The organism is Sodalinema gerasimenkoae IPPAS B-353 (assembly GCF_009846485.1).
In the GTDB taxonomy this organism is placed as follows: Bacteria; Cyanobacteriota; Cyanobacteriia; order Cyanobacteriales; family Geitlerinemataceae; genus Sodalinema; species Sodalinema gerasimenkoae.
Genome location: NZ_ML776472.1, coordinates 2,119,213 through 2,146,165 on the forward strand (window position 1 = coordinate 2,119,213; position 26,953 = coordinate 2,146,165).

The following is a 26,953-nucleotide window of genomic DNA, read 5'->3' on the forward strand; positions in this document are numbered from 1 at the left end:
CCCCATTTGTTAACAGGCGATCGCCTAAAAATTATCAGTATTTTTATAGCCGTTAATGCAATGTTTCGTAACAAAAATTGTAGTAACGTCACCGAATACTATTGAATTTCATTGCTAAAATGACCATACACTTTGACGGCCCCAAGAACATCTCAGGCGATCGCCCAATGGGGTGCAGTCCTGTTAGAACTCTTGATATAGACTGCCATTTCAATTCCTCCATACTGCCCTAATCTACGACGCTTGACTAACGTCCCTACCCCTTATGACCTTCACCTCTGAGCCGATGTCCGCAGATGCGTTGAACGCCAACCTGGAGCGTTCCGAGACCTTAACGTCCCGAAATACAGGAGTCTTTATTACCGTTCATGGTCATTACTATCAACCGCCTCGGGAAAATCCTTACCTCGATGCGATCGAACGACAACCGAGTGCTAGTCCCTTCCATGACTGGAATGAACGCATCCATGCTGAATGCTATCGCCCCAACGCCTTTGCCCGCATCTTAAATGATCGCGGCGAAGTGGTGGATATTGTCAACAATTACGAATATCTCAGCTTCAACATTGGGCCCACCCTCATGAATTGGATTGCAGGACATGATCCCGAAGTCTATGAACGGATTATCGAGGGCGATCGCTGCAGTTGCGAACGTCTCGGAGGTCATGGTAATGCGATCGCCCAAGTCTACAACCACATCATCCTGCCCCTTGCTAACCCAAGGGACAAACGCACCCAAATTCGTTGGGGTAAAGCCGACTTCCACAAACACTTCGGCCGCGATCCCGAGGGAATGTGGCTGGCCGAGACGGCCATCGACTATCCCACCATGGAAGCCCTCATCCAAGAAGGCATCCAATTTGTCATCCTCGCCCCCTCCCAGGTACAACGCTGTCGCCCCATGGCCACAGAGGACAATCCGAACCCCGCCTGGTACGAAGTGGGCGGCGGACAAATTGACCCCAGTCGCCCCTATCGCTGTTATCTCAAAGATGAGGACGGACGTCCAAACTCAGAACGCCCCTATCTCGATGTCTTCTTCTATGATGGCCCCATCTCGCGGGATATGGGCTTCAACGATGTCCTCGAAAGTGCCTATAACTTTGCCGGCCGTCTAGAAATTGCCATTCATGGGGATCATCGTCCCGCGCAAATTATTTCCGTCGCCACCGATGGCGAAACCTTTGGCCACCACAAACGGGACAAAGAAAAATGCGTTGCCTACTGCGTCACTCAGGAATTTCCTAATCGCGGCTGGACTGTGACCAACTTTGCCCATTATCGCAGCGTTAATCCCCCCACCTGGGAATGTGAACTCAAATCCGTCACCGCCTGGAGTTGTTCCCACGGCGTCGATCGCTGGCAAGATGACTGCGGCTGTGGCGGAGGTGGCGGAACCCAACAGAAATGGCGGCGGCCCCTGCGGGATAGTCTGGATTGGGTGCGCGATCGCCTCGAAGATGTCTACGGCCGCGAAGGGGGTCGTCTACTGCGAGATCCCTGGAAAGCCCGCGACGAATATATCAGCATTTTGGGCGATCGCAGCCGCGAGAACGTCGCCGAGTTCCTGCGTCAGCATCAAGTCCGAGAACTCACCGCCAGCGAGCAAATCGATGCTCTGCGGCTGCTGGAAATGCAGCGTCACACCCTGCTGATGTACACCAGTTGCGGCTGGTTCTTCGAGGAAATCTCTCGCCCTGAGGGAACGCAAATCCTCCGCTATGCCGCCCGGGCGATCGAACTGGCCGGCCAAGTCACCGGCCAAGATATTGAACCCGAGTTCATCGCCCAACTCGCGGCCGCCCCCTCCAACGTCCCCTTCTTTGACGATGGGGCCGCCGTCTATCGCCATAACGTCAAACCCAACCAGGTCAGCATCGAACAGATCGCCGCCCATTATGCCATCAGTTCCCTATTCAAGACCTATCAACCCGAACATCGTGTTTATTGCTACCAAGCCCGACAACTCGACTATCAACTGCAACGCTTAGGAACCCTCACCCTCGCCGTGGGCCAAGCTGAGTTTAGTTCCGAGATCACCTGGGAGTCCGTCCATCTAACCTTTGCCGTTTTGCACTTGGGGGGTCTAGACTTCCATTGCTGTATCCAACCCTTCTCCGGCCGTCGGGAATACCGCAAAATGAAAGAAGCCCTGTTTATGGCTTTAGAATCCGCCAGTGCCGCCCAAACCATTCTGGCTATGAACCGTCACTTTGACGGTCAAACCTTTGGCCTCTCGGATCTATTCGCCGAGGAAGAAGAACGGATTATTCACCAATTAGAACGGCAAACCCTGAAACGGCTCGATCGCCTCTACGGACAGATCTATCGCGATAACTATGGGGTTCTCAAAGCCCTACAACGCAATCATCTGAATGTCCCCCGAGAACTTCAGGTGGCCGCTGAAATGGCTCTCAATCAACGCTGTCTAGAAACCGTCCGTGGCTTAGTGCAGCAACTCAATCGCATTGATGAGCAACCGGTCAAAATCGACTATTGGATGGAATTAACCGCCATTAGCATCGAAGCCCAAACCATGAACTGTCACCTGAACGTTCCCGAGGCCAAACAGTCCCTAGAACAGTTGATTTGGCGCTCCTTGTGGCATCTATTGCATTCGAGCGAGGATGAGCTGGGTCAGTTCTCTCGTGATGAGAGAATTACGCAAATCACCAATCTGGTTGACATGGGTGAAAAACTGCAATTGGGGTTAGCCCTCGATCGCATCCAGGAACTCTATTATGACTGGCTCAAAGGGGCGATCGAAGACAATGCCCTCCGCACCGATGACCAGGATCTGCTCCAACTCGGTCAGGTTCTGAAAGTCGATACTCACATCTGGCTACGTTAAAAGCCGTCCCGGTTTCCATGGGGTGAGACATTAACCCATCCCATGGGAACCGGAAAAACCAACAGATGTGTATCTGCGAGATTACAGAGTCAGAGATTGAGGATTAGTTTCAATTAACCCGGCTAAATCTTTCAGGAACGCCGCCGCATCCGCACCGTAAATAATCCGGTGGTCGCAGGTGATGTTCACTTGCATTTGCCGTTTAACGCCCATCAGGCCATCCTCCGTAGCCACCACTTGGGGGCGAGACGCACCAATGGCCAGAATCGAACCCTGTCCAGGGGGCAGAATCGCATCAAAGCGATCGACTCCAAACATCCCCAAATTGGAAAGAGTGAAGGTGCCACTGTTGTACTCTTCCGGTTGCAATTGCTTACTGCGAGAGCGAGCCACCAGGTCTTTCCAATTGCGGGAGAGGGAATAAATATCCACCTGATCTGCATTTTGCAGTACCGGCGTAATCAAGCCCCCATCCGGCATAGCCACGGCAACCGAAACATTGATATTTCCGTTATACTGCACCCCTTTCTCTGTGTAGCTGGCATAGAGTAGGGGGTGTTTTTGCAGCGTGACGGCCACGGCTTTGGCCAACAAGCCTGTCATCGTCACACCCTTGGACTTGATTTGTTTATAGAGATTATCCAGGGCATCGGTGGTGATGGTATAGCCCACCCGGAACACCGGAACCGCTAAACTGGCGGTCATATTACGCACCACCGCCCCTTGTAGGGTATTGAAGGGAACCACCTGGCCAGGAGTCACAGGAGCGGGGCTGGGGCTACTATTAGGAGCCGTCATGGGAACCGGAGCCGCAGCGGTGGGCATCATTGGGGTAACGCTGGGGGCAGAAACCGGTTGTCCGGCGGCCTGTTGCACATCTTCAGCGACGATGCGACCATAGGGGCCACTTCCTTGCAGGCTGCTTAGTTCCACCTTAAGTTGTTTCGCCAGCTTGCGGGCCCGAGGAGAGGCAACGAGGCGACCACTGGATTGGCTGCTAGAGCCGTTTTGACTACTCGCCGCCGCAACAGGAGCCGGGTCAGGGGTTGGCGCTGGGGTAGGCGCTGGGGCGGGGGCTGACGAACTTTGCTGTTGCGCTTTTTCTTGAACTTGGGGAATATCGGCTTCGGTTTCTGCGAGCAGGGCAATGGTGCTGCCCACTGGGGCAACTTCCCCGTCACCGACTAAGATGGCGGCCAAGTAACCGTCGTAAAAGGACTCAACATCCATATCGGCCTTGTCGGATTCAACGACAACAACCGTTTCACCTTTTTCCACCTTGTCTCCCGTGGCTTTCGTCCAGGAGACGATTTTGCCTTCGGTCATGGTGGAACTGAGGGCGGGCATGAAAATTTCGTGGCTCATAGGGGGCGTACCGCGCTCTACACTCGTATAGTCTGCAAATATCCAAAGATACCATATTGGGGGAAGGCAAGAGGGGAAGAGAAGGCAGTAGGCAGTACGCAGTAGGCAGTAGGCAGTAGGGAAGAGAAGGCAAGAGGCAAGAGGCAGTACGCAGTAGGCAGTAGGCAGTAGGGAAGAAAAGGCAAGAGGCAAGAGGCAGGAGGCAAGAGGGGAAGAGAAGGCAAAAGAAAACAGACGTCGCTTGGCCACGTCTGTCTGAATGTCCCTATAAGATGCCTATCTCACTGTTTTTTTGGCGGTATCCGCCAGTTCCCTTAGGACGCGCTGCGTTCCCGTTTCCCTTTGAGCATTAAGCCGCCTACCGCTAACAGTCCTAACACAGAGGCGGGTTCGGGAACTGGTTGGGGTTCAACCACGCTGGCATCGGCGAGATTGCCAACCATCGCCATCCCATCATTGACGCACTCAGCGAAGATGTGAGCGATGAAATCTCCACTGGGTAAGAGACTTCTATCAAAGCTGAAGCCGAAGGTATGGGTTCCAGTTGCGCCGAACTGGTTAAAGTTCAACCCTAAACTGGCCAGAGCCGTGGCTTCTAACATATTGATGCCACCAATGCGCTCTCCAGAGGCGATGGAATTGATAACTTTGTAGTTTTGATTCACACCAGATTGCCAGTACGCATCATTGCTGGCTAGGTCACCAATGCGAGCGCCTTCACCGCCTCCAGTTTTATTCACGGAAAGATTATTCACCGTGTTGGCATGATGGTTCAGATGCTGGAATCCAGAGTTTTGCTGAGCCACGTTGGTTCCGGTAACGTTTTGATAAACGCCTGCCTCTTGCACCCCACTATCGGTGTTGTTCGCAAAATTAATCGCGAAGAGGTTGCCATTGGCATCATCTAAGCCGTCACCGGTGAAGTTAAAGAACAAGTCCCCATAGCTAATAACACCACCAGAGGCAGCCGAGAAGTTATGACCATCGAGACTTAAGTTAGAGTTAATGCCGATATAGATGTTGTCTCCATCTTCCATCAGCGCCATGCCATAAAACTCAAATGGACTGTTGCTTCCAACAACTCCACTGGCATCATGACCATCGGTGAAAGAATCAATCGCATAGTTCCATTGAGCTATGGACGGACTCACGCCAACAGCAAGAGAGGCAAGGGTTAAGCCTGCGGTGACGAGAGAAGTTTTCGTTAAGAAAGAAGTATTCATCGTTAAATCCTAGGTCAGTTGATTTGGGTCTAAATGCGATATAGCAATATGTTGCTTGCCCTGGTGTTCCCAAGGTATGGGTAAAAAATATCTCAGGCAAGGAACTAATAAGGTCTTAGCAAAGTCTTCATCAATAAGCTGGCTTTGTGAAGTCTCTGTGAAGATAGATTGACCTCAAAAATTCCAGAAAGAACGGTCAAAAAAGATACGTAAATTACGTGTAAATACGATTTAAGCATTGGGTGTATTTACTGATTATTACTATCACCCTCATCAATTTTCCTCCACATTCAAGAGATTGACGAGCGGTCAAACATGGGTAAGATAAATCAATATCCGTATTTTTGACGATTGGACTCTTCTGTTGCTCGATCTCAAAGCTTGAGTCAAACTGCGAAACAATCTGAAACAAATTTGATTTGTTTTGTAGATAAAGAATTTTATAACTATCTTTTGCCTAAAGTGATTATCCCGGGAGCCTCGTTGCGGCTTCATTGGGTAACTTTATCTGTAAAAACAACGATGTTCTGAATATTTTTATATTTTATATTCGTGAAATCACTTAGGTCTTAAGACCGATGTCGGTTCCGAGACCATCAGATCCGCCATATCGCGCCAATTGACCCGAACATAACCATGATTCCATGGTGCTTTCGATTGTGATCTCGATCTGTTCTCACCCCCTAGATCCATCACCTAGACAGTTGGGTAACTGTCACGAAGACTGGGGATAACAATCAACCGATCGCAGGGTTGAGATCGTCGCGGCATTCCAGATAGCCCCAGATAATAGGGATACTGAATTCGACGAAGCGCAATGAATCCCTTTCAATCATTCAACCTGTCCGGAACGGGCCAGCCTCTTGGTCCGAAAGCCTCATTTGATTTACGAACTCAATTACAAAGCCTCTTATGGTCGGTTGAGTTACTAGAACTACGCTTAGACCAAGATGTGATGCTACAGGTCAATCGGGATGCACTCCTGCAAGAAATTGAACAGGTTCGCAACACCATTGAGGCCACTTGCAATACCTGCGATCGCCTCACCTATAACTCCGACACCCTTATCGGGACCCCATCTCCCTAACCGAACATGAGCCAGCGAGACTCATCTTCAAGGTCGTTTTCATTCACTGCCAATGTCCTTGCCCATGATTTTCTACGGATTGCCACCTTCTACCTCCGTATTTGCACTGATAATATAGTAAGCAGTGCTAGTTACGTTCGTAGTTTTACTTAGCTTTTGCGCCTAACCCAACGTCGTCGTTTCACGTGATAAATCCCCATGTTGCACTCTAGTCTCTTTCCCATGACCGAGCCGCCTCAGTCCCAGTCTCAGTTCACCAATGAACAGACTCATGAGTTCCGCACGTCGCTGAACACCATCTTGATGTCCATTGAACTCCTTGATGATGACAGCCTCGATCGCGAGGAACGTCAGAGTTACCTGAACTTCATTCGCGAGGCTACTGAACAGATGAAGCGAATTTTAGATGAATCTCTCTAATCCAGCGCCTCTCAGAGATGGTTTCATGGCATCATACTCCCAGCAACCCCCCCAATTTTGACTTATGCCCTGGCAACGTCCCGATGGTCGCGCCCATGATAGCTTGCGCCCAATTCAGTTTGACCTCGACTTTACCGATTTCGCGACCAGTTCGGTTCTCGCCCATTCTGGCAATACCCGAGTTCTCTGCACGGTGACTGTAGAACCGGGAGTGCCTCGCTTCCTCAAGGATACGGGCCAGGGCTGGCTGACGGCTGAATATCGGATGCTGCCGAGTGCCACACCTGAACGGCAACGGCGGGAACTGCTGAAACTCTCCGGGCGAACCCAGGAAATTCAACGATTGATTGGTCGCAGTTTACGAGCGGCGGTAGATCTCAAGGCCTTGGGAGAACGAACTCTGCTGATTGATGCCGACGTCTTACAAGCCGATGCGGGAACTCGCACGGCGGCAATCACGGGGTCCTGGGTGGCCCTGGCCCAAGCCCTCGATCGCCTGGTACAAGCCGGAGAGTTAGACCAGTCTCCTCTGACTCATGCGATCGCCGCTGTTTCCGTAGGACTGATTGAAGGACAACCGCTTCTGGACCTAAAATATGAAGAGGATGTGGCGGCGGATGTGGATTTGAATGTGGTGATGACTGAGCAACTGCAAGTCATCGAAATTCAAGGCACAGCCGAGTCGGGTAGCTTCTCCCGCTCTCAACTCAACAGCCTCCTCGATTTAGCCGAACAGGGCATCGAACAACTCCTACAGGCTCAAAAAGAAACTCTATCGAGTTAAGCGACCACAAGAGGGCGACCACAAGAGGGCGACCACGGTTCGGCTATCGCTCACCGACCGCAAGGGTACGCCCCTACGTTGTTTCTGTTCCCTGTTCCCTGTTCCCTGTTCCCTGTTCCCTGTTCCCTGTTCCCTGTTCCCTATTCCCCTCTCCCCTATGAACATTTTTCGTCAATATATCGCCCCGGCTTTAATTGTTGTCGTTTTCCTGCTGGCCTTACTCGCCACCAGCGCCCGCATTTTTCTGCCTGAGGGTTTGAGTTCTCCCGTCTCCGTTGAAGCCCCCGCATCGGGTGGGGCCAGTAATTCTCCCAACTCCTAAGTCTTTTGTTTGTTCCTGGCTATCGTTTACGCAAAGGCTCAACCATCGATCGCGCTCGGCTCGTCCAGTTTGCCCGGCGGACTTATCATGAACTCTACCCAACTCAAGACTTTGCCCATCTCCCTCGACTGATTGAACAGTATCTATCGGCCAAAACCCCCCTCTGGTGGGTGGAAGCCCAACAGGAGGAGAATGATGGATTTCCCCATCGCCGTCAGGCCTTGGGCTGTTTGTGGTTAGGAAATGCTGTCGATCAACTCGACGGCGATCGCCATGCCCATATTTTCCTGTTATATGTTGACCCAGAGCATCGCCGCCAGGGAATCGGCTCCGCCCTCGTCCACCATGCCGAAACCTGGGCCCGCCAACGGGGCGATCGCCAACTGGGCCTGCAAGTCTTCGCCGACAACCAGCCAGCCATAAATCTCTACGAAAAACTCGGCTATCGCACCTTTTCCCATTGGATGGTGAAGCGATTAGACTAGCTATTACTGGCTCGGGCCTTTAACTGGGCCGCCATCGACTGCAAAAGGCGTTTCTCTCGTCGCAGTTTTTCCTCTAGGGCCTGGATTTGTTCGCGGCGGGTTTCGAGTTCCACCGTGCGACGGGCCAAATCCTGACTTTGCAGCGTTAGGGATTGTCGCCACTGTTCCGCTCGCTCGACTTCCTTCTCCAGAAACTCCGGGGTAATCCCTTTCCCTAGATACTGACGAACTAACCCCAACACCCAATCTTTTGCCTCCTTCACCTGTAACACCTGGCGATTCGCCCCCACCTCCGCGAGCACTAACATCCCCTCGTTATAGAGGTTCGTTTCCATTTCCACGAATTCCTCGCCAGAAATAGGCGTCCAGGTTTCATCCGGTTTACGGCGCGCTAACAGCCGTAGGGTCGTTTTCCCCAATAAACCTTTTTTCGTGACTTGAGCCAGATGTAACATAGGGCGATCGCCTTGAAACCAACAGAGTCCACCAATCCAGAGCCAATCCAGCTCCCTGTCTCTAGGGTAGCTGGATTCCGTTGCGATCGACTTAGAGTCGACTCAACCGATTCTGTAACATAGCCACCTGAGTTTGGGCTTCAGCTAGGGCAGTTCGCGCCCCCTCCACCACAGCCTCCGGAGCTTTATTAACAAAATTCGCATTGCTCAATCGCCCCCGGTAAGACGCCACCTCCGCCTCAGCTTTGGCGAGTCGTTTCTCGATTTTGGCGCGAATCTCGGCAATATCGACCACACCCGCTAGGGGAATCAGGACTTGAACCGTTCCCACCACACCGGCGATGGTTTGTCCGGGTTCCTCCTCTAAGATATCCGTCAGGGTGAATGAATCCACTTTAGCTAAGTTTTGGATATAGGCCTGTCCTCGTTGCAGAATTTCCCGCTCGCGATCGCTCTGGCTCTGTAAGATCACCGCAATCTTCATACTAGGCTTAATCTCCAACTCCGCCCGTAAGTTACGAATGGTACGAATGGCCCCAATCAACAACTCAAAGCCGGATTCCAACTCTTCATCAATCCAGGCCTCATCCACCGGAGGATAGGCCTGAGTGGCCAAACACACCTCGTCCCCGGATTGCGTCAACACCTGCCAAACTTCTTCCGTAATATGAGGCAGAAAGGGGTGCAACAGTTTCAGAATCCCATCAAGGACAAACGCCAGAGTCTGCTGGGCCACCCGTTTTGAGTTGGCATCATCCCCCTGTAAGCGGGGTTTCACCAGTTCAATATACCAGTCGCAGAAATCGCCCCAGATAAACTCATAGAGTCCCTTGGCTGCTTCCCCTAACCCATAGTGATTGACATAGTCACAGGTTTTCTGAACCGTTTGCCCAAAGCGGGAGAGAATCCACCGGTCTGCCAATTCTAACCCCTCAGGATTGGGGCTTCCCAACTGGTGCGGCGTTTGCTCATCCAGATACAGCATCACAAAACGCGACGCATTCCAGAGTTTGTTGGTAAAGTTGCGGGAGGCTTCGACGGAGACGGATTCATCTTTCTGGCGATCGTACTCTAACCGGATATCCTGGCCCGCCCCAGCCACTTCTCGGATGAGGGTATAACGCAGGGCATCGGTTCCATACTTATTAATCAACAACAGCGGGTCAATGCCATTACCCTTTGACTTGGACATCTTCTGATTGTTCTCATCCCGGAGTAACCCGTGAACATAGACATCCTGAAAGGGCATCTTACCGGTCAAATAGCCCGACATCATCGTCATCCGGGCCACCCAGAAAAAGATAATGTCAAATCCCGTCACCAGGGTACTGGTGGGGAAATAGGTCTCTAAATCATCAGTCTTATGAGGCCAGCCCATTGTCGAGAAGGGCCATAGCCCCGAGGAAAACCAGGTATCTAGCACGTCAGGGTCACGAACCAGGTCGGCCCCATCTCCGAAGCGTTCCTGGGCTTGCTGGGTCGCTTCTGCCTCGCTTTTGGCAATAATAAAGGGGGTCTCGTCGGTGATTTCGCCGTCGGTTTCACTCACCACATACCAGGCGGGAATTTGATGACCCCACCAGAGTTGACGGGAGATACACCAATCCTGGAGATTCACCAACCAATCCCGATAGACCTTACGCCAGCGTTCCGGGACAAACTTGGGCGAGTTATCATCATCGAGACAGGACAGGGCAAAATCCGCTAGGGGACGGATTTTGATATACCACTGGGTCGAGAGGAGAGGTTCAACGGGAACTTTACCCCGTTCGCTGTAGGGGACACTGTGGCTGTAGTCTTCGACTTTGACCAAGAATCCCGCATCATCTAGGCGTTGTACGACGTTCTTGCGGGCCACAAACCGGTCTTGGCCCTGAAACTCCCCAGCATTTTCATTCAGTGACCCATCCTTGTTCATGATATTGATTTGGGGCAGGTTGTGCCGTTGCCCCATGGCGAAGTCGTTGGGGTCATGGGCGGGGGTCACTTTGACGCAGCCAGTCCCAAATTCGCGGTCGACCAAATCATCAGCAATGATGGGGATTTCCCGGTTCATCAGCGGCAGGGTCAGGGTTTTGCCGACGAGGGACTGATAGCGATCGTCTTTGGGATTGACGGCAACGGCCGTGTCTCCCAACATGGTTTCAGGGCGAGTGGTGGCCACTTCCATAAAGCCAGACCCATCACTGAGGGGATAGCGGAAATGCCAGAGATGACCATTCACCTCTTTTTGGTCCACTTCTAAGTCGGACACCGCTGATTGACTTTCAGGACACCAGTTGACGAGGTAGTTGCCTCGGTAAATCAAGCCATCCTTATAGAGGCGGATAAAGGCTTCTAAGACCGCTTCTGAGAGTCCCTCGTCGAGGGTGAAGCGTTCCCGAGTCCAATCGACAGAAACCCCCATCCGACGCAGTTGGTTGGTGATTTTACTGCCGGATTCCCTTTTCCAAGTCCAGGCCCGTTCCAGGAATTTTTCTCGTCCCAGGTCATCGCGGTGTTGGCCTTCGGCTTTGAGTTGGCGGTCTAGAATACTCTGAACGGCGATACTGGCGTGGTCCGTTCCCGGTAACCAGAGGGTATTGCGACCTTGCATCCGCTGATAGCGAACGAGGGTATCGATGAAGGCACTTTCAAAGGCGTGACCCATGTGCAGACTCCCGGTTACGTTGGGAGGGGGAATGACGATGCAGTAAGGGTCGCCGGGGGCGTTGGGGTCGGCTTTAAATACCTGATGGTCTTCCCAGTACTCTTGCCATTTGGCTTCGGTCTGTTGGGGGTCGTATTGGGCGGGAAGATTAACGGTCATTGTGGGCTGCGTGGATGGATAACGACGATCGCTGATTCTATCAATTATACGGGTAGGAGTGAGAGGTACGGTTGCTAGCTTGCCTCTTGCCTCTTGCCTCTTGCCTCTTGCCTCTTGCCTTATTACTGGTATAGAATGGTCAACGGCATCTCTTGGAGAGGTGGCAGAGTGGTCGATTGCGTCCGACTTGAAATCGGATGAAGTGAAAGCTTCCGGGAGTTCGAATCTCCCCCTCTCCGTTTACCAACTAAATCCCCGGCCGTTATTGCTTCTGTAGCTTTTGCCGGATGAGGTCAGCGACTTCCTGATTTCCTTGCAGAATGGGTGGGAGGCTTCTGGCCTCCTTCTGTTTTTTAGGTTGGCGACGGCCGAGGAGAAGATAGGTGGTCATGTTCCCTTTCCCCTTAATGTCCATTTTGCCTCGTTGGGTTAGGATAAAGCGATGTTTTAGAAGCTGATAGGTTTGTTGGGAGACTTGAATTTTGCCCGCTAAGCCATGGGATTCCATGCGGCTGGCGGTGTTGACAGTATCTCCCCACAGGTCATAGACAAATTTTTTCAGGCCAATCACCCCCGCCACCACGGGGCCGCTGTGAATGCCAATGCGGATATCGAGGCGACTCCCGGCCTGGCGGTTTAATTCAGTAATGACTTGCTGCATATCTAGGGCCATGTCGGCGATCGCCTCGGCATGGTCTAATCGGGTAATGGGCAAACCGCCGGCCGCCATGTACGCATCACCGATAGTTTTGATTTTTTCTAATTCATAGCGTTCGGTCAGTTGATCGAAGGCCGAGAAGACGTAATTGAGAAGCTTGACCAGTTCTGTGGCTGAAATCTCGGAAGACAGATTGGTAAAGCCCACAATATCCGCAAACAGAATAGTCACCGATTCATAATGGTCGGCAATGGTAGTTGGGGTATCTTTAAGCTGATTCGCAATACTAGAGGGTAAAATATTTAACAGGAGCCGTTCTGTCTTTCGTTGTTCCATTTTTAGGGCTTCTTCCGCAAGTTTGCGTTGAAAAAATTGCCCAATTTGGTTGCTGGCCGTCGTCATCATTTGCAGCAATTCTTCATCTCTTGGCAGAGACTGCTTGCAGAATAAAACCAGAATCCCCAAGCTATCTTTACCAATAGTTAAGGGGCAGAACAACCCCGTTTTAAGTCCGAGTTGTTCAGCATCTGGTTGGCGTGGGCTGCTGCTATTTTGCAACTGAGACTGCCAAATAGACTGCTGTTTAGACCAACTCTCTCGAACCCACGTACAGGTATAGCGAAAGCTAACATCAATCCATGGCTCGCTCTCAAGGGTCGGACGAATCCAAAGATCGATGCAGCGGAGTTCAGGGGAGACTTGGGAATCGGCTAAAGCGGGTCCTGAGGTGGGCTGCCAGAATTCACAAATATCCCAGGCGAGTCCTTCACCTAAGCCTTGTAACAGTTTGGGCAAAGCATCGACAAACCCCTGAGATTGGGATAGAACCTGAGTGACGGTATTATGAGCAATTAAACGTCGTTGTGCGAGATGACTTTTCGTGACATCTCGACCAATATAAATCAAATTTTGCTCCGGCTCTGTATCAAAGAGTTCATGATTACTCACGTTGTTGAATAAAACAGAGCAAGTAAAGGAAACAATTGCCTGCTTATCATCTTTCCCTTCTAAAATCAGCTCAAATTGTCGAATAATCTCCCCAGTCTCTTCAAGTAAAAACTTCTGATTATCGACAATATCAATAGTTTTGTCAGCTACTACATCAGAAAACGAAACCCCCAGAATTTCTGATTCATCATATCCCAATAAATCCAGAGCAACTTGATTGGTTCTGAGAATGGTACCCGCCAGATCCGTTACAAACAGAGAGTCGGGCATTGAGCGCAAAATTTGCTCAATCTGAGCTTCTGATGCGGAGAGTTTATCAACCGTTAGAAGTAACTCATTTGAGCCTTGGACTAGGCGTTGTTCTAACCCCATACGCTCGGTGACATTTTCTAACAACAAAACTAATCCCTGGGGGTTGTCGGGACGCTCATCATAAATGATATATAAATCCCAATAGCTTAGAGTCCCCCCCGTCTGAGTGGAACGGCTGATCGCCCTTACCTCAAAATAAGGCTCGATCCCGTTGCGAATCTCATCCATGACGGATTCGAAGCCAAACAATTCCGGTAAAATCTCAAAAATATCTTGGCCGACCACCGAGTCAGCCCCCATGCCAATAATCTCCTGTACATTGGACGAGGTATCCAATACCCGCGATCGCCCATCAATGGCGATATATTCTAAATGGGGTAAACAGGACAACTGGAGAAGGGGGCGACTCATGGCAACCGATTGGGATTTGATAGGGTGGTGTGGGACTAAAGCTCCTCAACCTGGACTAACTCCCCAAGTCAGACTTAAGATAGTTTGCCACAAACTTACCGTAGCCTTCCCGCACGGCGATCGGCAAGCTTTGAAACCCATTGCGGCTTGCTTGTTCAGGCCTCGGAGGACAACAGGCCCGAAAATCGTCCGTAAGCTCAGATTCTGTGGTTTCATAATCAAAGGTAATCTCCTCCCCCGCTGCAATCTCCCGTAACGCCACAAAATCAAACGCCCCCCAGGCGTTATCCTGAACTCCAGTGGTCGGCGTATCGGAGTGATTAATACGAATTGCAGGTTCGTCCATTTCAACATGAACATCCCAATCCACTTGAATCGAGTAAATCGTTCGCTGTGGATACACACCAACGCGACGCCCGACGACAACAGTCTCCCCTTTCTCAAACGGACGCAGGGCAAATACTCCCTTTCCCTTCTCCCCGGCGGCGCGGACTTCTACGCCAATCTCTGTTCCTACACTCTCTGTTCCTACACGCATAGTCATGATGATGTTGTGACGGTTAGTCAGAGCGAAACGATGTTCGCCTTGACGATCTTCAGCCACTAGGGTGACATCGAACTGTTCTAATTGTCCACTCTGTTTAAGATTCTCATTCTTATTTGAACGTGACCCCTGTCTTTAACGCCTTAGGAACCCTTAAAAAAAGACTCTGGATGCAGGGTTCTCAACGTTTTTCGGCAAAATTCAGCCGTCTCACTCCAGGTAACTCCTCAAACCGATTACTGCATATTCTGGCGTTAGCGGCCATGATCATGGCCCTAAATGTGATCAGCTACACCCTCGCAAGTTCTCTGTTTGTCAGTAATATCGGGGCGGCGGGGTTGCCCCTGTCCTATATCCTAGTGGGCTTAGCCTCAAGTCCCATCTATGGGTGGTTTTCCCAGATTGTCGATCGCATTCCCCATCGCTCTCTCTTCCGCTACTGGGCCCTTCTGACGGGGAGTGTGATGTTAGGGTTACGGGCCCTGCTGTTCTGGGACATCCCCCCCATCTACTATGCCCTCTATGTCGGGGTCTATTTTCTCTGGACTTTGCAACTCGACATTTTACTGCCGACCCTCATTTCTGACTACTTTACCTCCCGAGAGTATAAACGGATCGCCCCCTATATTACCGTTTGCCAAGCCATTGGCGGCTTCATCGGCGGCATGATTGTGGGAGTTCTGGCCAATCTTCTCTCCACGGCTGACATTCTGCTGTTAGTTCCCACCCTCTACCTGGTGGTGTTTGCCCTCGTGTGGAACCTACAACGGCAAGAACAGCCGGTTCCTCCCGAAGAGAGCGATCGCCATGCCGATTCCCCCCCCAGTAACCTCCCGGAACTCCTGCGTCAATATCCCATTTTCAAATGGTTAGCGGGGTCAACCTTCCTCTGGATTGTCCTCTATGGCATTGCCGAATATCTCTATTTTGATGCCTACGCCCAACATTTCGCAGACCATCCCCAACGCCTCACGGCCTTTCTGGGCAGCTTTAGTGCCATCAATAGCATTTTACAAGTACTGGTGTTATTACTCATCACCCGGCGACTCCTCATCGGACGAGTGGGAGTCGATGGAACCAACCCCATTTATCCCATCACCACCGCTCTCTCCTTTTTAGGACTCAGCTTCGGCTTTGGCGTGGGTTGGGCCTTCCCGGCGGCCCTATTTGCCCATTTCAACTCCTCCACCATTGACACCGCCGTCAATCAACCGGTGTACACCCTCATGTATAACCCAATCCCCAACCGGGATATGGCCAAAGTCCGGGCCTTAACTGATGGTCTCTGTTATGCCCTCGGCCTGGCTACCACTGGGGGCCTTCTCTGGTTCGCCCAATCCTATCTTGACCCCATGGCCATTGCCCTGTTCGGAACTGGGTTAAGCCTGCTGTTTGTCTTGATTCGTCGCCAACTCAGCCGAGATTACTTTCAGTCGATGGTGACGCGGTTATTTTCCAACACCGGGGAAATGGATTTGGAGATGTTGGAAGAACTGTTTTCCCAGGTTCCCGATACGCAAATTCCCCGTCTAAAAACCCTCTTGCGGGAAGGACAACCCCAGGAACAGGAGAAAGCCTTACGCCTGGCAGCGGGATTACGGGTTCCCAGTCAGGTGTTGGAGGAGATTAAACCCCTGGTGTTCGAGAGAGAATTACCCCAGCGACGGGCCTTGTTTCGCTTTTTCGCCAAGACTCCCCAGGATAAATACCTGTCCCGCTTTCTTTGGCAGATGCTAGAGTCTCCTGAGGTGGGGGTTAAATTATTGGCCTTTGAGTCTTTGGTGGCCCGGGGTGAGTCCTTTTCCGACAGTCAGTTAACCAGCCTCTTAGAGAGTCCAACCGCCACAATTCAAGGCTTGGCCTGTGTTTTAGCTCAGCAATCGACCAGCTTAGCCCCCCAGGTTCGAGAACGCTGTCGCCAATTTTGGGACTCTCCCCTAGATGATGAAACCAAAACCGTGGTCATTCGGGGAATCCGCAACTTGGGGGATGTGACGATGATTCCCCAGTTACGCAGTTTGTTAGAAGGCGCATCGGTGGATGTGCAAATTGAGGGGTTGAAGGGGTTGGCTCAATTGCAGCCGGAACGAGATTTGGCGTTGGCGGAGTTGGCCACGGGGTTTTTAGACCATCCTAATCCAGTCGTGCGGGGGGCGGCGGTGGATTTGTTGGGGGCGGTTCAACTTGAGGAGTTCTGGCCCGATATTGCCCGAGGGTTGGAGGACCGGGATATTACGGTGCGAGGGCAGGCGATTAAGGCGTTGGCCCGCTATGAGGATTATAATCTCGATCGCCTGGCCGAGATGTATTTAAATCATCCCCGAATTGAGGTGACTGAGTCGGCGGTGGCCGTGTTGGCAACAGTGAAGACGAGTCGAGCCTTTCAGTTTTTGGAGAGTTATCTCCAGGCCGATTATCGACGCGCGGCCTTGATTCGGGATTGGTGGCAACGAATGCCTCAAGAGTCTCCCCAATGGGAACCCCTGGTTGGGGTATTTCGCGATCGCACCCAGCGGGTGGTGAACCAAGTGTTTCATGTGCTGTCTTGTCTGGGCAATCGTCGCACCTTGGCAGAAGTGCGGCAGTTGTTGCAACGGGGGGAGAAGCGCGATCGCGACAATGCCCTCGAAACCCTGGAAACCTTACCCCATCGCCGCTATGTCTTCCCGATTGTGCCATTGATCGAAGACCCTGATGGGCCGATATCTTCGTCACAATTCTCCGCAAAGGCGGACTCACTGGCCCTGTTACAGGAGATGTTTGATACGGAAGATCATTGGATTCGGGCCGGGGCCTTGCGAGTTTGGGTGAGTTATCAGCAAGAGTTGCCCTCGGGGTTGTTGCGCGATCGAGATCGGGTAGTGAAGGCGTTAATCACGGAAATTAACAAAAGCCAAGGAGCGGCTCACTTCTCCTTTGACCGCATTTTATTTCTCAAAACCTTGGTGTTATTTCAGGAGTTATCCCTCGATGATCTCTGGTCATTAGATCGTGGGTTTCAGAAACGCACCTACTCAGCCGGTGAGACGATTTGCGAGGAAGGGGAGTTAGGGAAACAACTCTCAATTGTCTATCAAGGTCATTTACAGGCCAATTCCAGTTTCTCCGAAGAGCCAATTGTTTTAACACCAGGAACCTATTTTGGAGACTTTGGTTTATTCGGAGAAACCCCCTATTCTGCCACCATTACCGCTGAGACAGATGCCTTGTTATTGTGTTTAAGCAAGGATAGTTTTGATGTCTTAGTAGATGTGATTCCTAAGTTGAACACCTGTCTGGCGATCGCCGCCCGCTATAGTAGTCTCTAGAGAAACTGCCGTAAAGTCAAACTCTTGCGGTGAGCGAGCGATAGCCGAGCTGTGGCCTCCCTCTCGCCGCGTCATAGAAGCTAGGTTTTTGAGTCCCCACCACAAAGCGAAAAACCCCGGTTCATCGAGTAGCGAGTATAATCAAAATATAACCGACAAGCTGGATTAACAACCGATGTCTAATTACCAAGAAATTCTACATCAAGCTAAAACTCTCATCCTAGATGAGAAAAAACTTTTGTTAAAAGACCTAACTACCCTAGTTTCCCAAGACAATCCCCCTGAAGACATCCAAAACACTCCCGCCCCCCCCCGACTCAACTTAGTCCGATGGCGTGGTTTTCTACCCAAGCGCGTCGATGCTCGTAAATTTCAATCAAAAATTCGACAGGAATGGGATGCAGACTAAATACCTTCTCGACACAAATATATTGATTTACTATTTCAATAATCAGCCCGAAGTTTAAGATGTATTCGAGGAAATTGACACCCGAAAATCAGAAGGATTTTACTGTCCAATTACTTGGGTTGAATTACTTTGTTACCCTAAATTAAGCGAGGAACAAGCCAATGAAATGCGAGAATTTTTAAGGCTAATTAACTGCATATCATTGACCGAAGCTGTTTTAGATACTGCGGCAACCGTCAAAAAAAATCATCGCTTAAAACTGGCTGATGCTATCATTGCCGCTTGTGCTTTAGTCGCCGGATGTATTTTAGTAACTCGTAATATCGATGATTTTTGCTATATATAATCAGTGTGGTAGCTGCTAAGGAACTAAGGTTCTGCAACCAACCTGAGGTGGTGACGAAACTAGGTGTTTAAAAAATCCGATAGGTTAGCATCTAGATCGCCCCTTCATAAATCGCTCGATTTCTCGCCAACGACTCATTTAAATCCACCACCGGCTGAGGATAACTCCCCCCCGGATTCACCCCATACTGTCGTAACTCCCCCGCCTTAAGACGATAAATATCATGGATACGATGGGGCGGAACCCCCGCCAACTCCGGTAACCAATGTTTCACATACTCCCCCTGAGAATCGTAATCCTTTGACTGTTTGGGGATATTAAAATAGCGGAAGCCTCGGGCATCATTCCCTACACCCGCCGTATAATTCCAATTGCCCCAATTACTACAAACATCATAATCAATCAACAACGACTCAAACCATTCTGCCCCCATCCGCCAATCAATTCCTAAATTCTTCGTCAAGAAACTAGCTACATTTTGCCGGCCGCGATTGGACATAAACCCTGTCGCCGCCAGTTCCCGCATATTGGCATCCACCAATGGATATCCTGTCCGCCCTTCACACCAACAATTAAATCGGGGCCAATCCTGTTTCCAAGCAATGTTTAATCCCTGCAAGCCAGAGGAATAAAATAGGCGATCGCCCCCCTTAGCCGCCACAAAGCGAAAATAATCCCGCCACAGCAACTCAAACACCAACCAATACGTCGAATCATTGGCCACCCGTTCCGCCTCATAACGCCGTACCTCCGCCACAATCTGACGAGGTGACAGACATCCCAAAGCCAACCAGGGAGAAAACTTAGAGGAATAATCCGCCCCCAACATCCCATTACGAGTTAACTTATAGCGTTGCAGACAATCCCGATTCCAGACATAGTCTTGCAACCGTTGCAACCCCGCCGACTCACCCCCCTGAAACCTCAGAACCCCCCGTTCATCTAGTAGTGGCGGTTCCACTCCCAACTCCTGCAACGTCGGAAGTTCCCCCACCGCCACGTCAGGAAGGGGTGAAATCTCCCTCAGAGGTGGAATTGGCGGCGTCACCTCAGCAGATGTCTCAACGGCCTTGCGGAAATGAGTAAACAAATCTGGGAGTTCGGCGATGGGAAATGGCAGTTGACTGGGGTGATACAGCGTCATTTCCCACACTTTCTCCAGGGGAACTCCCGCCAGTTGCGTCTCTACCGCCTCTTCTACCCGCCGTTCCTCCGTCGTCACCTCCTCCTCACAGATCACCCGATCAATCTTCAAGGCCCGAACCAACTGAGGAATCACCTCCTCAGGTTTTCCCTGACGAATCACGATATCACTGCCAAGCCGACGCAAGTTCTGCCGCAAATCCGCCACGGCTTCCCGCAAAAACTGACTCCGATAGGCCCCCGTCTTCGGGAAACCAAACGCCGTTTTACCAAATTCACGGGAATCAAAACAGTAGAAGGGAATAATCTGTCCCTCCGCTGCTAGGGCCCGCTGAAGATCCGGGCGATCGTGTAACCGTAGATTATGACGATGCCAAACTAAAACCCGTTCCATTCCCTCAATCCCGACTCCTAACCACTATTGATCCTCTCACATCAACCTCACCTCTTCACCCCTCTATCTCTGTGTCCTCAGGCAAGGGATTGTCCCTACATTAGTTCTCCCCTCCTGGGAGGGGTTAGGGGTGGGTTCTCCCCTCCTGGGAGGGGTTAGGGGTGGGTTCTCCCCTCCTGGGAGGGGTTAGGGGTGGGTTCTCCCCATTCTTTTGGGTTAAAAATACAAAAACAGATTCAACCCCGGAATCGTCCGCGACAACGTCCAAAACAACAAACTAATATAGAGAATCCCCAGCCCCCATTGATACCATGCCAACGCCGTAATCAACCCCGGCAGATGCCGATCGCGCAAGCGAATATCATTAAAGCCAAACTTCAGTAAATTATTGAGACTAAAATCATAATAATTCAACCAGCCCCAACGGCGATCGAACAAAATCGGTTCAAAGCGATCGCGGAAAAAGGGAAACCGGGGCATAATTGGCAAACGACTAATCATCAACCGCAACTCCCGAAAGGCCCCATCCTCAACAAAATAAGAGATATCCATCAAATCATGGTAGCGCCCTTGCTGATACATCCGCAGGGTCAACAGTCCCGGAATTGGCAACATCACCACCGCCAAACAGGCCAACGTCAACCCCGGCTGGGGGGAACTCTGGACAATATCAATCACGCCAATACTCACAACAACGCCCGTTGTCACCAGCACACAGAAACTCTCATAAACCGTTGGTAGAATCCGTTGAGGCCGCAGACGACGATAGCGATCAATAAACCAAAAGAGACAAGCAAAATAGGCGATCACGATCGCCCCCACCCCAAACACCAAGGCAAAACTGGTTCCATAGCGACTCAAAGCCAACAACACCGTCACAAACACCAATTTCAAGGCTAAATAAAGTCGTATCTTCCACGAGGTTGGGGGTACGGCAATCAGGCGATCGCGCACCTGGGTATAGGTATTCAACGACACCGTCTCCAAACTCAGCATCTCACTTAAACTGGAAAATAACTGCTCCTGACGATGCTGTACAATCTCGGAAATCTGAACCTGAGAAAAACCAATTTGTCGCAAGGTCTCGCGAGATGCCGTATTTAAATTACTGGCAAACACCCGTTTGAATAAATCTCGCTGCACCAAAATAATGCGTTTGTAATTAACCTGATTAGCATCCTCAATTTGCTCTAAATCCCGAAAGTTACGGACGAGATTGATTAACAGATTTTCGTTGCCTTGCAATGTGGGGATTGACAATACCCGTCCAATTTTTCCAGGATTGCCAATAATCTGAGACTCATTAGCATCAAAGGTTAAATTAGAGATATTTAAATACGCCTCTGACATAAACTGAGCATCACTAAAATCTAACAGCTTCTGAAAACGTCCTCCTCGGAAATTGATAAACTTCAAAAACTGTGCCTCTCGAAAACTAAGGCTATCTAAAATCATGGCATTCGTGAAATAAAGGACTTTCACAAATTTAGATTTGGAAAAATCTCCACGATTGCGCCAGTCTGTATCTGAGAAATCAGCAGTCTCCAGCCATTTACTGCCTGCAAAATCGGCAAAATCTTTGAATTGACTACTTCTGAAATTACCACCTCCTTCAAAGGTCGCTCCCGTCAAATCAAGTTCACCCTGAAATTGAACCCGATTCAAATCCACATCCGTAAAAAAGATACTATTATGAAACCGAACTGGTCGTAGAAACTGCGCTTGCGTTAACTTAAACCGCTTACTAAATCGAGATTCCGCCGCCTGCACTTCGCCCCGAAATATGGCACCTCGTCCCTCAATCCCCCCTAATAAGAACGTATTACTCCAATCTACATTATCTAAAAACTGGGTTCCTTCTAACACTAACTGCCCCCGAAATAAACGCACCTGAAAATTCGGTCGAGCGCTATCCTGGGATGTCGAAAGGATGCTACTCGATAATTGCTGTAACTGAGAACGACGACGGCGATCGCGCTCAAGTTGCTTGCGCTCATTTTCCGACAACAATAAGGATAATTGCTGCCCATATAAAGGCACATTCAAACTCAGAGGTTGAATTCTAAAAGTCCCGCGAATGTTTGAACCCGTTAAATCCAATCGGGGTTGCAACGAGGGACGATTGAGATACGGGCGTAACTGCCGATAAAAGTAATCCGCAAAGGGTTCCCCCGTCTCCCCTAGAGAACTCCCACGTAAATCAATGGTGACTTGGCTTAAATCAATCACCGGCTGGCCCTGATCCGGTCTCACCCTCTCCAGCCGTTGCTGTAACATTGCCTCAGTTAACAATGGGGGGTCTATCCCCTCAGCCAGCGCCGCCGGCGAGACGCACATCATAGCCATAATCACCAAAATCCCAATCGCCGCAATTCCTGCCAGCGATCGCCCCAATAGGAGCCTCAAAATAGGACGATAGAAAACAGACCGGTAAGATGGCCCTAGCAGATCGTACAAAAAACTCATGCAAGTACAAACCCCAGATTGGGTTAAGCACGCCGTATTCTATCAAATCTTTCCCGATCGCTTCGCCAAAGCCGATCCCCCCTCGGGGAGCTATCTCCCAACCCCCACCCAGTTTGAACCCTGGAATGAGCCACCCACCGCCCAAGGCTATAAAGGCGGTAACCTCTGGGGTGTCATTGAAAAATTAGACTATCTCCAAGAGTTAGGAATCACCGCCATCTACCTAACGCCCATCTTCCAATCCGCCTGTAACCATCGCTACCACACCCACGACTACTATCAAATTGACCCTATCCTCGGCGGAAACGAAGCCTTCGAGGCCCTCCTCGATCGCGCCCACGCCCGAAATATTAAAGTGGTCATCGATGGGGTATTTAACCATGCCAGTCGGGGCTTCTACTTCTTCAACGATATCCTGGAAAACGGCCCCTACTCCCCCTGGCTAGACTGGTTCCGTATCGAGAAATGGCCCCTGAGCGCCTATGACGGCGATCGCCCCGCCAATTACGTCAGTTGGGTCGGTAATCGCGCCCTGCCCCAATTCAACCACGATAACCCCGAAGTTCGGGAATATATCATGCAGGTGGGAGAACATTGGATTCGCCAAGGTGTTGACGGCTGGCGCTTAGACGTTCCCTTTGAAGTCAAAACCCCCGGCTTCTGGGTGGAATTTCGCGATCGCATCAAAGCCCTCAACCCCGACGCCTATATCGTAGGAGAAGTCTGGAAAGATGCCGCCCAATGGCTCGACGGACGGCAATTTGACGCCGTCATGAACTACGAATTCACCGGCCCCACCATCGCCTACGTCGCCGGCGATCGCGTCGTCCGAGAACTGGTAGAGTTTCATGATTATGACCCCTACCCCGCCCTCAGCGCCGAAGACTACGGGCAAAAAATGCAAGATCTCCTCAAACTGTATCCCTGGGAGATCCAACTCGTACAACTCAACCTGCTCGACAGTCACGACACTCCGCGCATGGTTACCCTCGCCAGCGAAGATCTCCCCAGCTTCAAGCTAGCCGCCCTACTCAAAATGACCTTCCCCGGCGCTCCCTGTATCTACTACGGCGACGAAGTGGGAGTCAATGGCGGTCATGATCCCGACTGTCGCAAAACCTTCCCCGAGTCCTCCCAATGGAACCGGGAGATCTATCAAATGTATCAACAGCTCATCACCCTGCGCCATCACTACCTCGCCCTAAGAACCGGCAACTACGAGATTTTACTCGCCCAGGATAGCCTCTACGCCTTCGTACGGACCCTCGCCGACGCCGAAGATGTCATCATCGCCATCAACGCCGGAGAACAGCCCGAACAACTCACCCTAGAACCCCTATCCCCCAATCCCAAATCCCTAGAATTAAAATATGGCGATCGCTCCACCGCCCAAAGTCTCACCAGCCAAGGAACCACCATCTCCTTTGAACTCCCCCCCCGTTCCGGCTGCATCCTAGCCAACACCTAACACCAGCCAAAACCCGAGAATAGGCCAACACCACCTATCCTCGGGTTCCCCTCCATCTCCTCCCTTCCTCTGTGTCCTCGGGCGACCACAAGGGTTCGCCCCTACCTGGTTCCCCTACTGCCTAGGGCGACCACAAGGGTTCGCCCCTACCTGGTTCCCCTACTGCCTAGGGCGACCACAAGGGTTCGCCCCTACCTGGTTCCCCTACTGCCTAGGGCGACCACAAGGGTTCGCCCCTACCTGGTTCCCCTACTGCCTAGGGCGACCACAAGGGTTCGCCCCTACGTCTTTTCTCTATTGCCTGTTCCCTGTTCCCTGTTCCCTCCCCCCTACTGCCTTCCCCTCCTACTTCTCCCGAATCTCCCCATCCTCCAAATAGGTCACCGAATCCGCCACATCCAGAATCCGAGGATCATGAGTCACCATTAACACCGTCACATCATCATCAATTGCCAAGCGACGCAATAACTCCATCACCGCATGACCGCTTTTGGAATCCAACGCCGCCGTTGGTTCGTCCGCCATAACAATCTCCGGTTGCGTCACCAACGCTCGGGCGATCGCCACCCGTTGTTTTTGCCCCCCAGACAAGTCCCGAGGGCGATTTTGACCTTTATCCCCCAAACCGACCCGCTCCAGCATCTCCTGAGCCGACTGACGGGCATTGCGTCCATGAATCCCTTGGAGATTGAGAGCCACTTCCACATTTTCCGCCGCCGTCAGGGCCGGGAAGAGATTAAAGCCTTGAAAGATAAAGCCCAAGCGATTTAAGCGAAACTGAGACAACTGTTGCCGAGACATACGAGTAATTTCCTCGCCCAGCAGACAGACTGAGCCGGCCGTCGGTGCCAACAGTCCCGCCAGAATCGACAGCAGGGTCGTTTTCCCCGAACCAGACGGTCCCATGAGCAGTTGCACCTGACCCCGCTCAATCATGAGATCCACCTGTTTGAGAATCTGAATCCGCTTATGACCGGCAAGGTACGACATTTCTACGCCCGTCGCGGCGATCGCCATCCGTCCTTCGGACAATGACTTGACCAAAGGGGAACTGGGACAGGGATCCTGAGTCGAACGCTGAGTAGACACCGGGAGTTTAAAAGGGGAGACAATCATAGATACAAGCTTCTAGGCGAAATATAAGTTGCGGTGTGAGAGATCCCAACGTGATTTAGGGATGTCAAAGAGCGGAACCCAGAAAAGTAGCTTCATCATTAAACGATTTTCTAGATATTTCAAGCGATCCCGCCAAAATTTTGTCTAAGCTTTAAATACAATGGCTGGATCGACCCGCGTGACCTTCTGAATTGCAAAAAAGCCAGATCCAACACACATCACCGTTGTCAGCAGGAAAATCCCCGCAGCCGAGGCGGGCGTAATCAAGATGATGATGCCCATACTCGAACTGACCCATTGGGACAACCCCAGACACAGAGCCATCCCCGGCAGATAACCTAACACCGCCATCCAGAGCGCTTGTTCGATGATGACTCGATAGAGCACCCAATCCGAGGCTCCCATGGCCTTCAACGTACCAAACTCCTTCAGGCGATCGGAAACGGAGGAATAGAGAATTTGCCCAACAATGGCAATTCCGACAACAACACCCAATCCAGCCCCAAAGCCTAACACAAAGCCGATCCCCGTGCGGTTTTGCCAGTAGTCGCGGGTGCGTTGGGCCAGTTCCTGACTGGTGAAGGCCTGGGTTCCTGGGAGAGCCTCATTCAGCCGTTGTTTTAACCCTTGCAAATCTTCCCCGGCCTCAGCTCGGATCAGAATATGGGTTAGGGCATCAGAACGCCGTAAGGGGGAGGGCGTTGGAGGTGGCTCGATCGCCTCAGAGGAGGTTCTCGGTTGCCGCTGATAGGTGTTAGTACAGGCCATGTTGCCATCTGTATCTACCTGGCAATTGACCGAGGTACCGATTCCGGTAGTAGCATAGGTGTTGGCGGTTTCTAGGGATGTAAAAACAAATACGCTAGAGGCGATCGATTGGGTCCCCTCAGTCACTCCCACCACCTCAGCGGGCAACGAGTTGATCATCCCGCGATCGCCGAGTCCCTCTAAGTTCAATGCGTCAAGCTGGGAGTCATCAACAATAATGGTGTAGGGAGTTTGCAGTCGCGCGAGACTCCCTTGGGTGAGGTTCCAAGGAGAAAACAGTTCGCCTCCGGGATCGAAGCCAATCAGGCGTAAGGGGGCGATGGTTCCTCCAGGCCCATTCCATTGTCCTGGAGGCAAGAGTAGGGGTTCTGCGAGGGCAACTCCCTCGACTTCCCGAGCTTGAAAGAGAAGTTCAACGGGAAGGGATGGCGTTAACTCGAAATAGACCATCTCTTCCGAGGAGATCCAAATATCCGCTTCAGAGCGCTCGGGAATTAAGGCCGTTGATTTGAGAAATCCGCGAAAAATCCCCATCTGCACAGTCACAAGGGTGACCGCAAAGACGATTCCGGCTTGGGCAATCAAGAAGCGAGGGATATCCTCAAGGAGATTTTTACGCGCAAGGGAAGCCATGAGCGGTAAGGGCGGTAGAGGAACGGTGATGACAAGTGAATCGGGGCCAGGGGTGAGGTCATAGAATAGACCGCTAATCTCACCTCTTCTTCTAGCCTAATGGAAGATTCAAAAGTCGCACAGTGGGGGGTTGACAGATTTTAAAATGTCAGATCGGCCCGCTGGCTTCGGTTCACTCTTGGCTCTGTGGCTGACTAAGTTGCCTTGTCGTGCCGATGGCATGGGGAG

At 51.3% G+C, this 26,953-nt stretch carries 20 protein-coding genes and 1 tRNA gene; 11 read left to right on the forward strand and 10 right to left on the reverse strand.

From position 1 onward, the window contains the following. Positions 1 to 286: 286 nt before the first annotated feature. Positions 287 to 2,851, forward strand: coding sequence for a DUF3536 domain-containing protein (locus tag L855_RS09175; RefSeq protein ID WP_343039356.1), 2,565 nt, complete (start codon positions 287 to 289; stop codon positions 2,849 to 2,851). Positions 2,852 to 2,932: 81 nt separating this feature from the next. On the opposite strand, the gene L855_RS09180 is transcribed toward L855_RS09175, so the two are convergent. Together L855_RS09180 and L855_RS09185 are read right to left on the reverse strand one after the other, a co-directional pair. Further along, positions 2,933 to 4,216 (reverse strand): dihydrolipoamide acetyltransferase family protein, encoded by a 1,284-nt coding sequence (locus tag L855_RS09180; protein WP_159787116.1) that lies wholly within the window; start codon positions 4,214 to 4,216, stop codon positions 2,933 to 2,935. 314 nt (positions 4,217 to 4,530) lie between these two features. Further along, positions 4,531 to 5,439 carry a PEP-CTERM sorting domain-containing protein gene (locus L855_RS09185; protein WP_159787119.1) on the reverse strand — a complete coding sequence of 303 codons (909 nt, stop codon included), beginning with the start codon at positions 5,437 to 5,439 and terminating at the stop codon, positions 4,531 to 4,533. A gap of 817 nt (positions 5,440 to 6,256) precedes the next feature. On the opposite strand from L855_RS09185, the gene L855_RS09190 reads away from it, so the two are divergent. The 5 genes from L855_RS09190 to L855_RS09210 all read left to right on the forward strand — a co-directional run bounded on the left by L855_RS09190 (position 6,257) and on the right by L855_RS09210 (position 8,537). Further along, positions 6,257 to 6,526, forward strand: a complete 270-nt coding sequence (locus tag L855_RS09190; protein WP_159787122.1) for a hypothetical protein — start codon at positions 6,257 to 6,259, stop codon at positions 6,524 to 6,526. Positions 6,527 to 6,724: 198 nt separating this feature from the next. Beyond that, a complete protein-coding gene (locus L855_RS09195) occupies positions 6,725 to 6,946 on the forward strand; it encodes a histidine kinase dimerization/phospho-acceptor domain-containing protein (RefSeq protein ID WP_159787125.1) in 222 nt (73 codons plus the stop codon). Between the two features lie 64 nt (positions 6,947 to 7,010). Beyond that, entirely contained in the window at positions 7,011 to 7,730 is a 720-nt protein-coding gene (rph, locus tag L855_RS09200; RefSeq protein ID WP_159787128.1) for a ribonuclease PH, read from the forward strand. 157 nt (positions 7,731 to 7,887) lie between these two features. After that, positions 7,888 to 8,052, forward strand: coding sequence for a hypothetical protein (locus L855_RS21145; protein WP_192925017.1), 165 nt, complete (start codon positions 7,888 to 7,890; stop codon positions 8,050 to 8,052). 5 nt (positions 8,053 to 8,057) lie between these two features. Further along, positions 8,058 to 8,537: a GNAT family N-acetyltransferase gene (locus L855_RS09210; protein WP_159787134.1), complete on the forward strand. Its 480-nt coding sequence runs from the start codon at positions 8,058 to 8,060 to the stop codon at positions 8,535 to 8,537. On the opposite strand, the gene L855_RS09215 is transcribed toward L855_RS09210, so the two are convergent. Both L855_RS09215 and L855_RS09220 read right to left on the reverse strand, forming a co-directional pair. Continuing rightward, entirely contained in the window at positions 8,534 to 8,992 is a 459-nt protein-coding gene (locus L855_RS09215; RefSeq protein ID WP_159787137.1) for a hypothetical protein, read from the reverse strand. The genes L855_RS09210 and L855_RS09215 overlap by 4 nt on opposite strands. 91 nt (positions 8,993 to 9,083) lie before the next feature. After that, on the reverse strand, positions 9,084 to 11,801 hold the full coding sequence (locus L855_RS09220; RefSeq protein ID WP_159787140.1) for a valine--tRNA ligase: 2,718 nt from the start codon (positions 11,799 to 11,801) through the stop codon (positions 9,084 to 9,086). 154 nt (positions 11,802 to 11,955) lie between these two features. Between L855_RS09220 and L855_RS09225 the strand changes: the two genes are divergently transcribed. After that, positions 11,956 to 12,040: transfer RNA gene (locus L855_RS09225), tRNA-Ser, on the forward strand. 23 nt (positions 12,041 to 12,063) lie between these two features. Here L855_RS09225 and L855_RS09230 read toward each other — a convergent pair. Both L855_RS09230 and L855_RS09235 read right to left on the reverse strand, forming a co-directional pair. Further along, positions 12,064 to 14,130 (reverse strand): adenylate/guanylate cyclase domain-containing protein, encoded by a 2,067-nt coding sequence (locus L855_RS09230; RefSeq protein WP_159787143.1) that lies wholly within the window; start codon positions 14,128 to 14,130, stop codon positions 12,064 to 12,066. Between the two features lie 55 nt (positions 14,131 to 14,185). Continuing rightward, the gene (locus L855_RS09235) at positions 14,186 to 14,674 is read right to left on the reverse strand and encodes an SET domain-containing protein-lysine N-methyltransferase (protein ID WP_159787146.1); all 489 of its coding nucleotides are present in this window, start codon (positions 14,672 to 14,674) and stop codon (positions 14,186 to 14,188) included. A 122-nt stretch (positions 14,675 to 14,796) separates the two neighbouring features. Here L855_RS09235 and L855_RS09240 point away from each other — a divergent pair, with 122 nt between their 5' ends. The 3 genes from L855_RS09240 to L855_RS09250 all read left to right on the forward strand — a co-directional run bounded on the left by L855_RS09240 (position 14,797) and on the right by L855_RS09250 (position 18,737). After that, positions 14,797 to 17,982 (forward strand): HEAT repeat domain-containing protein, encoded by a 3,186-nt coding sequence (locus L855_RS09240; RefSeq protein ID WP_246199498.1) that lies wholly within the window; start codon positions 14,797 to 14,799, stop codon positions 17,980 to 17,982. Positions 17,983 to 18,157: 175 nt separating this feature from the next. Further along, positions 18,158 to 18,391 carry a hypothetical protein gene (locus L855_RS09245; protein ID WP_159787152.1) on the forward strand — a complete coding sequence of 78 codons (234 nt, stop codon included), beginning with the start codon at positions 18,158 to 18,160 and terminating at the stop codon, positions 18,389 to 18,391. 73 nt (positions 18,392 to 18,464) lie between these two features. After that, positions 18,465 to 18,737, forward strand: coding sequence for a type II toxin-antitoxin system VapC family toxin (locus tag L855_RS09250; RefSeq protein ID WP_281349543.1), 273 nt, complete (start codon positions 18,465 to 18,467; stop codon positions 18,735 to 18,737). A gap of 91 nt (positions 18,738 to 18,828) precedes the next feature. Here L855_RS09250 and L855_RS09255 read toward each other — a convergent pair whose 3' ends face one another. Further along, positions 18,829 to 20,274, reverse strand: coding sequence for a DASH family cryptochrome (locus L855_RS09255; protein WP_159787155.1), 1,446 nt, complete (start codon positions 20,272 to 20,274; stop codon positions 18,829 to 18,831). A gap of 216 nt (positions 20,275 to 20,490) precedes the next feature. Continuing rightward, a complete protein-coding gene (locus tag L855_RS09260; protein WP_219729898.1) occupies positions 20,491 to 22,731 on the reverse strand; it encodes a pentapeptide repeat-containing protein in 2,241 nt (746 codons plus the stop codon). Between the two features lie 7 nt (positions 22,732 to 22,738). Between L855_RS09260 and L855_RS09265 the strand changes: the two genes are divergently transcribed. Further along, on the forward strand, positions 22,739 to 24,208 hold the full coding sequence (locus L855_RS09265) for a glycoside hydrolase family 13 protein (protein WP_159787158.1): 1,470 nt from the start codon (positions 22,739 to 22,741) through the stop codon (positions 24,206 to 24,208). Between the two features lie 345 nt (positions 24,209 to 24,553). Here the strand turns inward: L855_RS09265 and L855_RS09270 are convergent, their stop codons facing one another. Then, positions 24,554 to 25,225, reverse strand: coding sequence for an ABC transporter ATP-binding protein (locus tag L855_RS09270; RefSeq protein ID WP_246199512.1), 672 nt, complete (start codon positions 25,223 to 25,225; stop codon positions 24,554 to 24,556). Between the two features lie 243 nt (positions 25,226 to 25,468). Beyond that, positions 25,469 to 26,725, reverse strand: a complete 1,257-nt coding sequence (locus L855_RS09275; RefSeq protein ID WP_159787164.1) for an FtsX-like permease family protein — start codon at positions 26,723 to 26,725, stop codon at positions 25,469 to 25,471. Positions 26,726 to 26,953 lie beyond the last annotated feature (228 nt).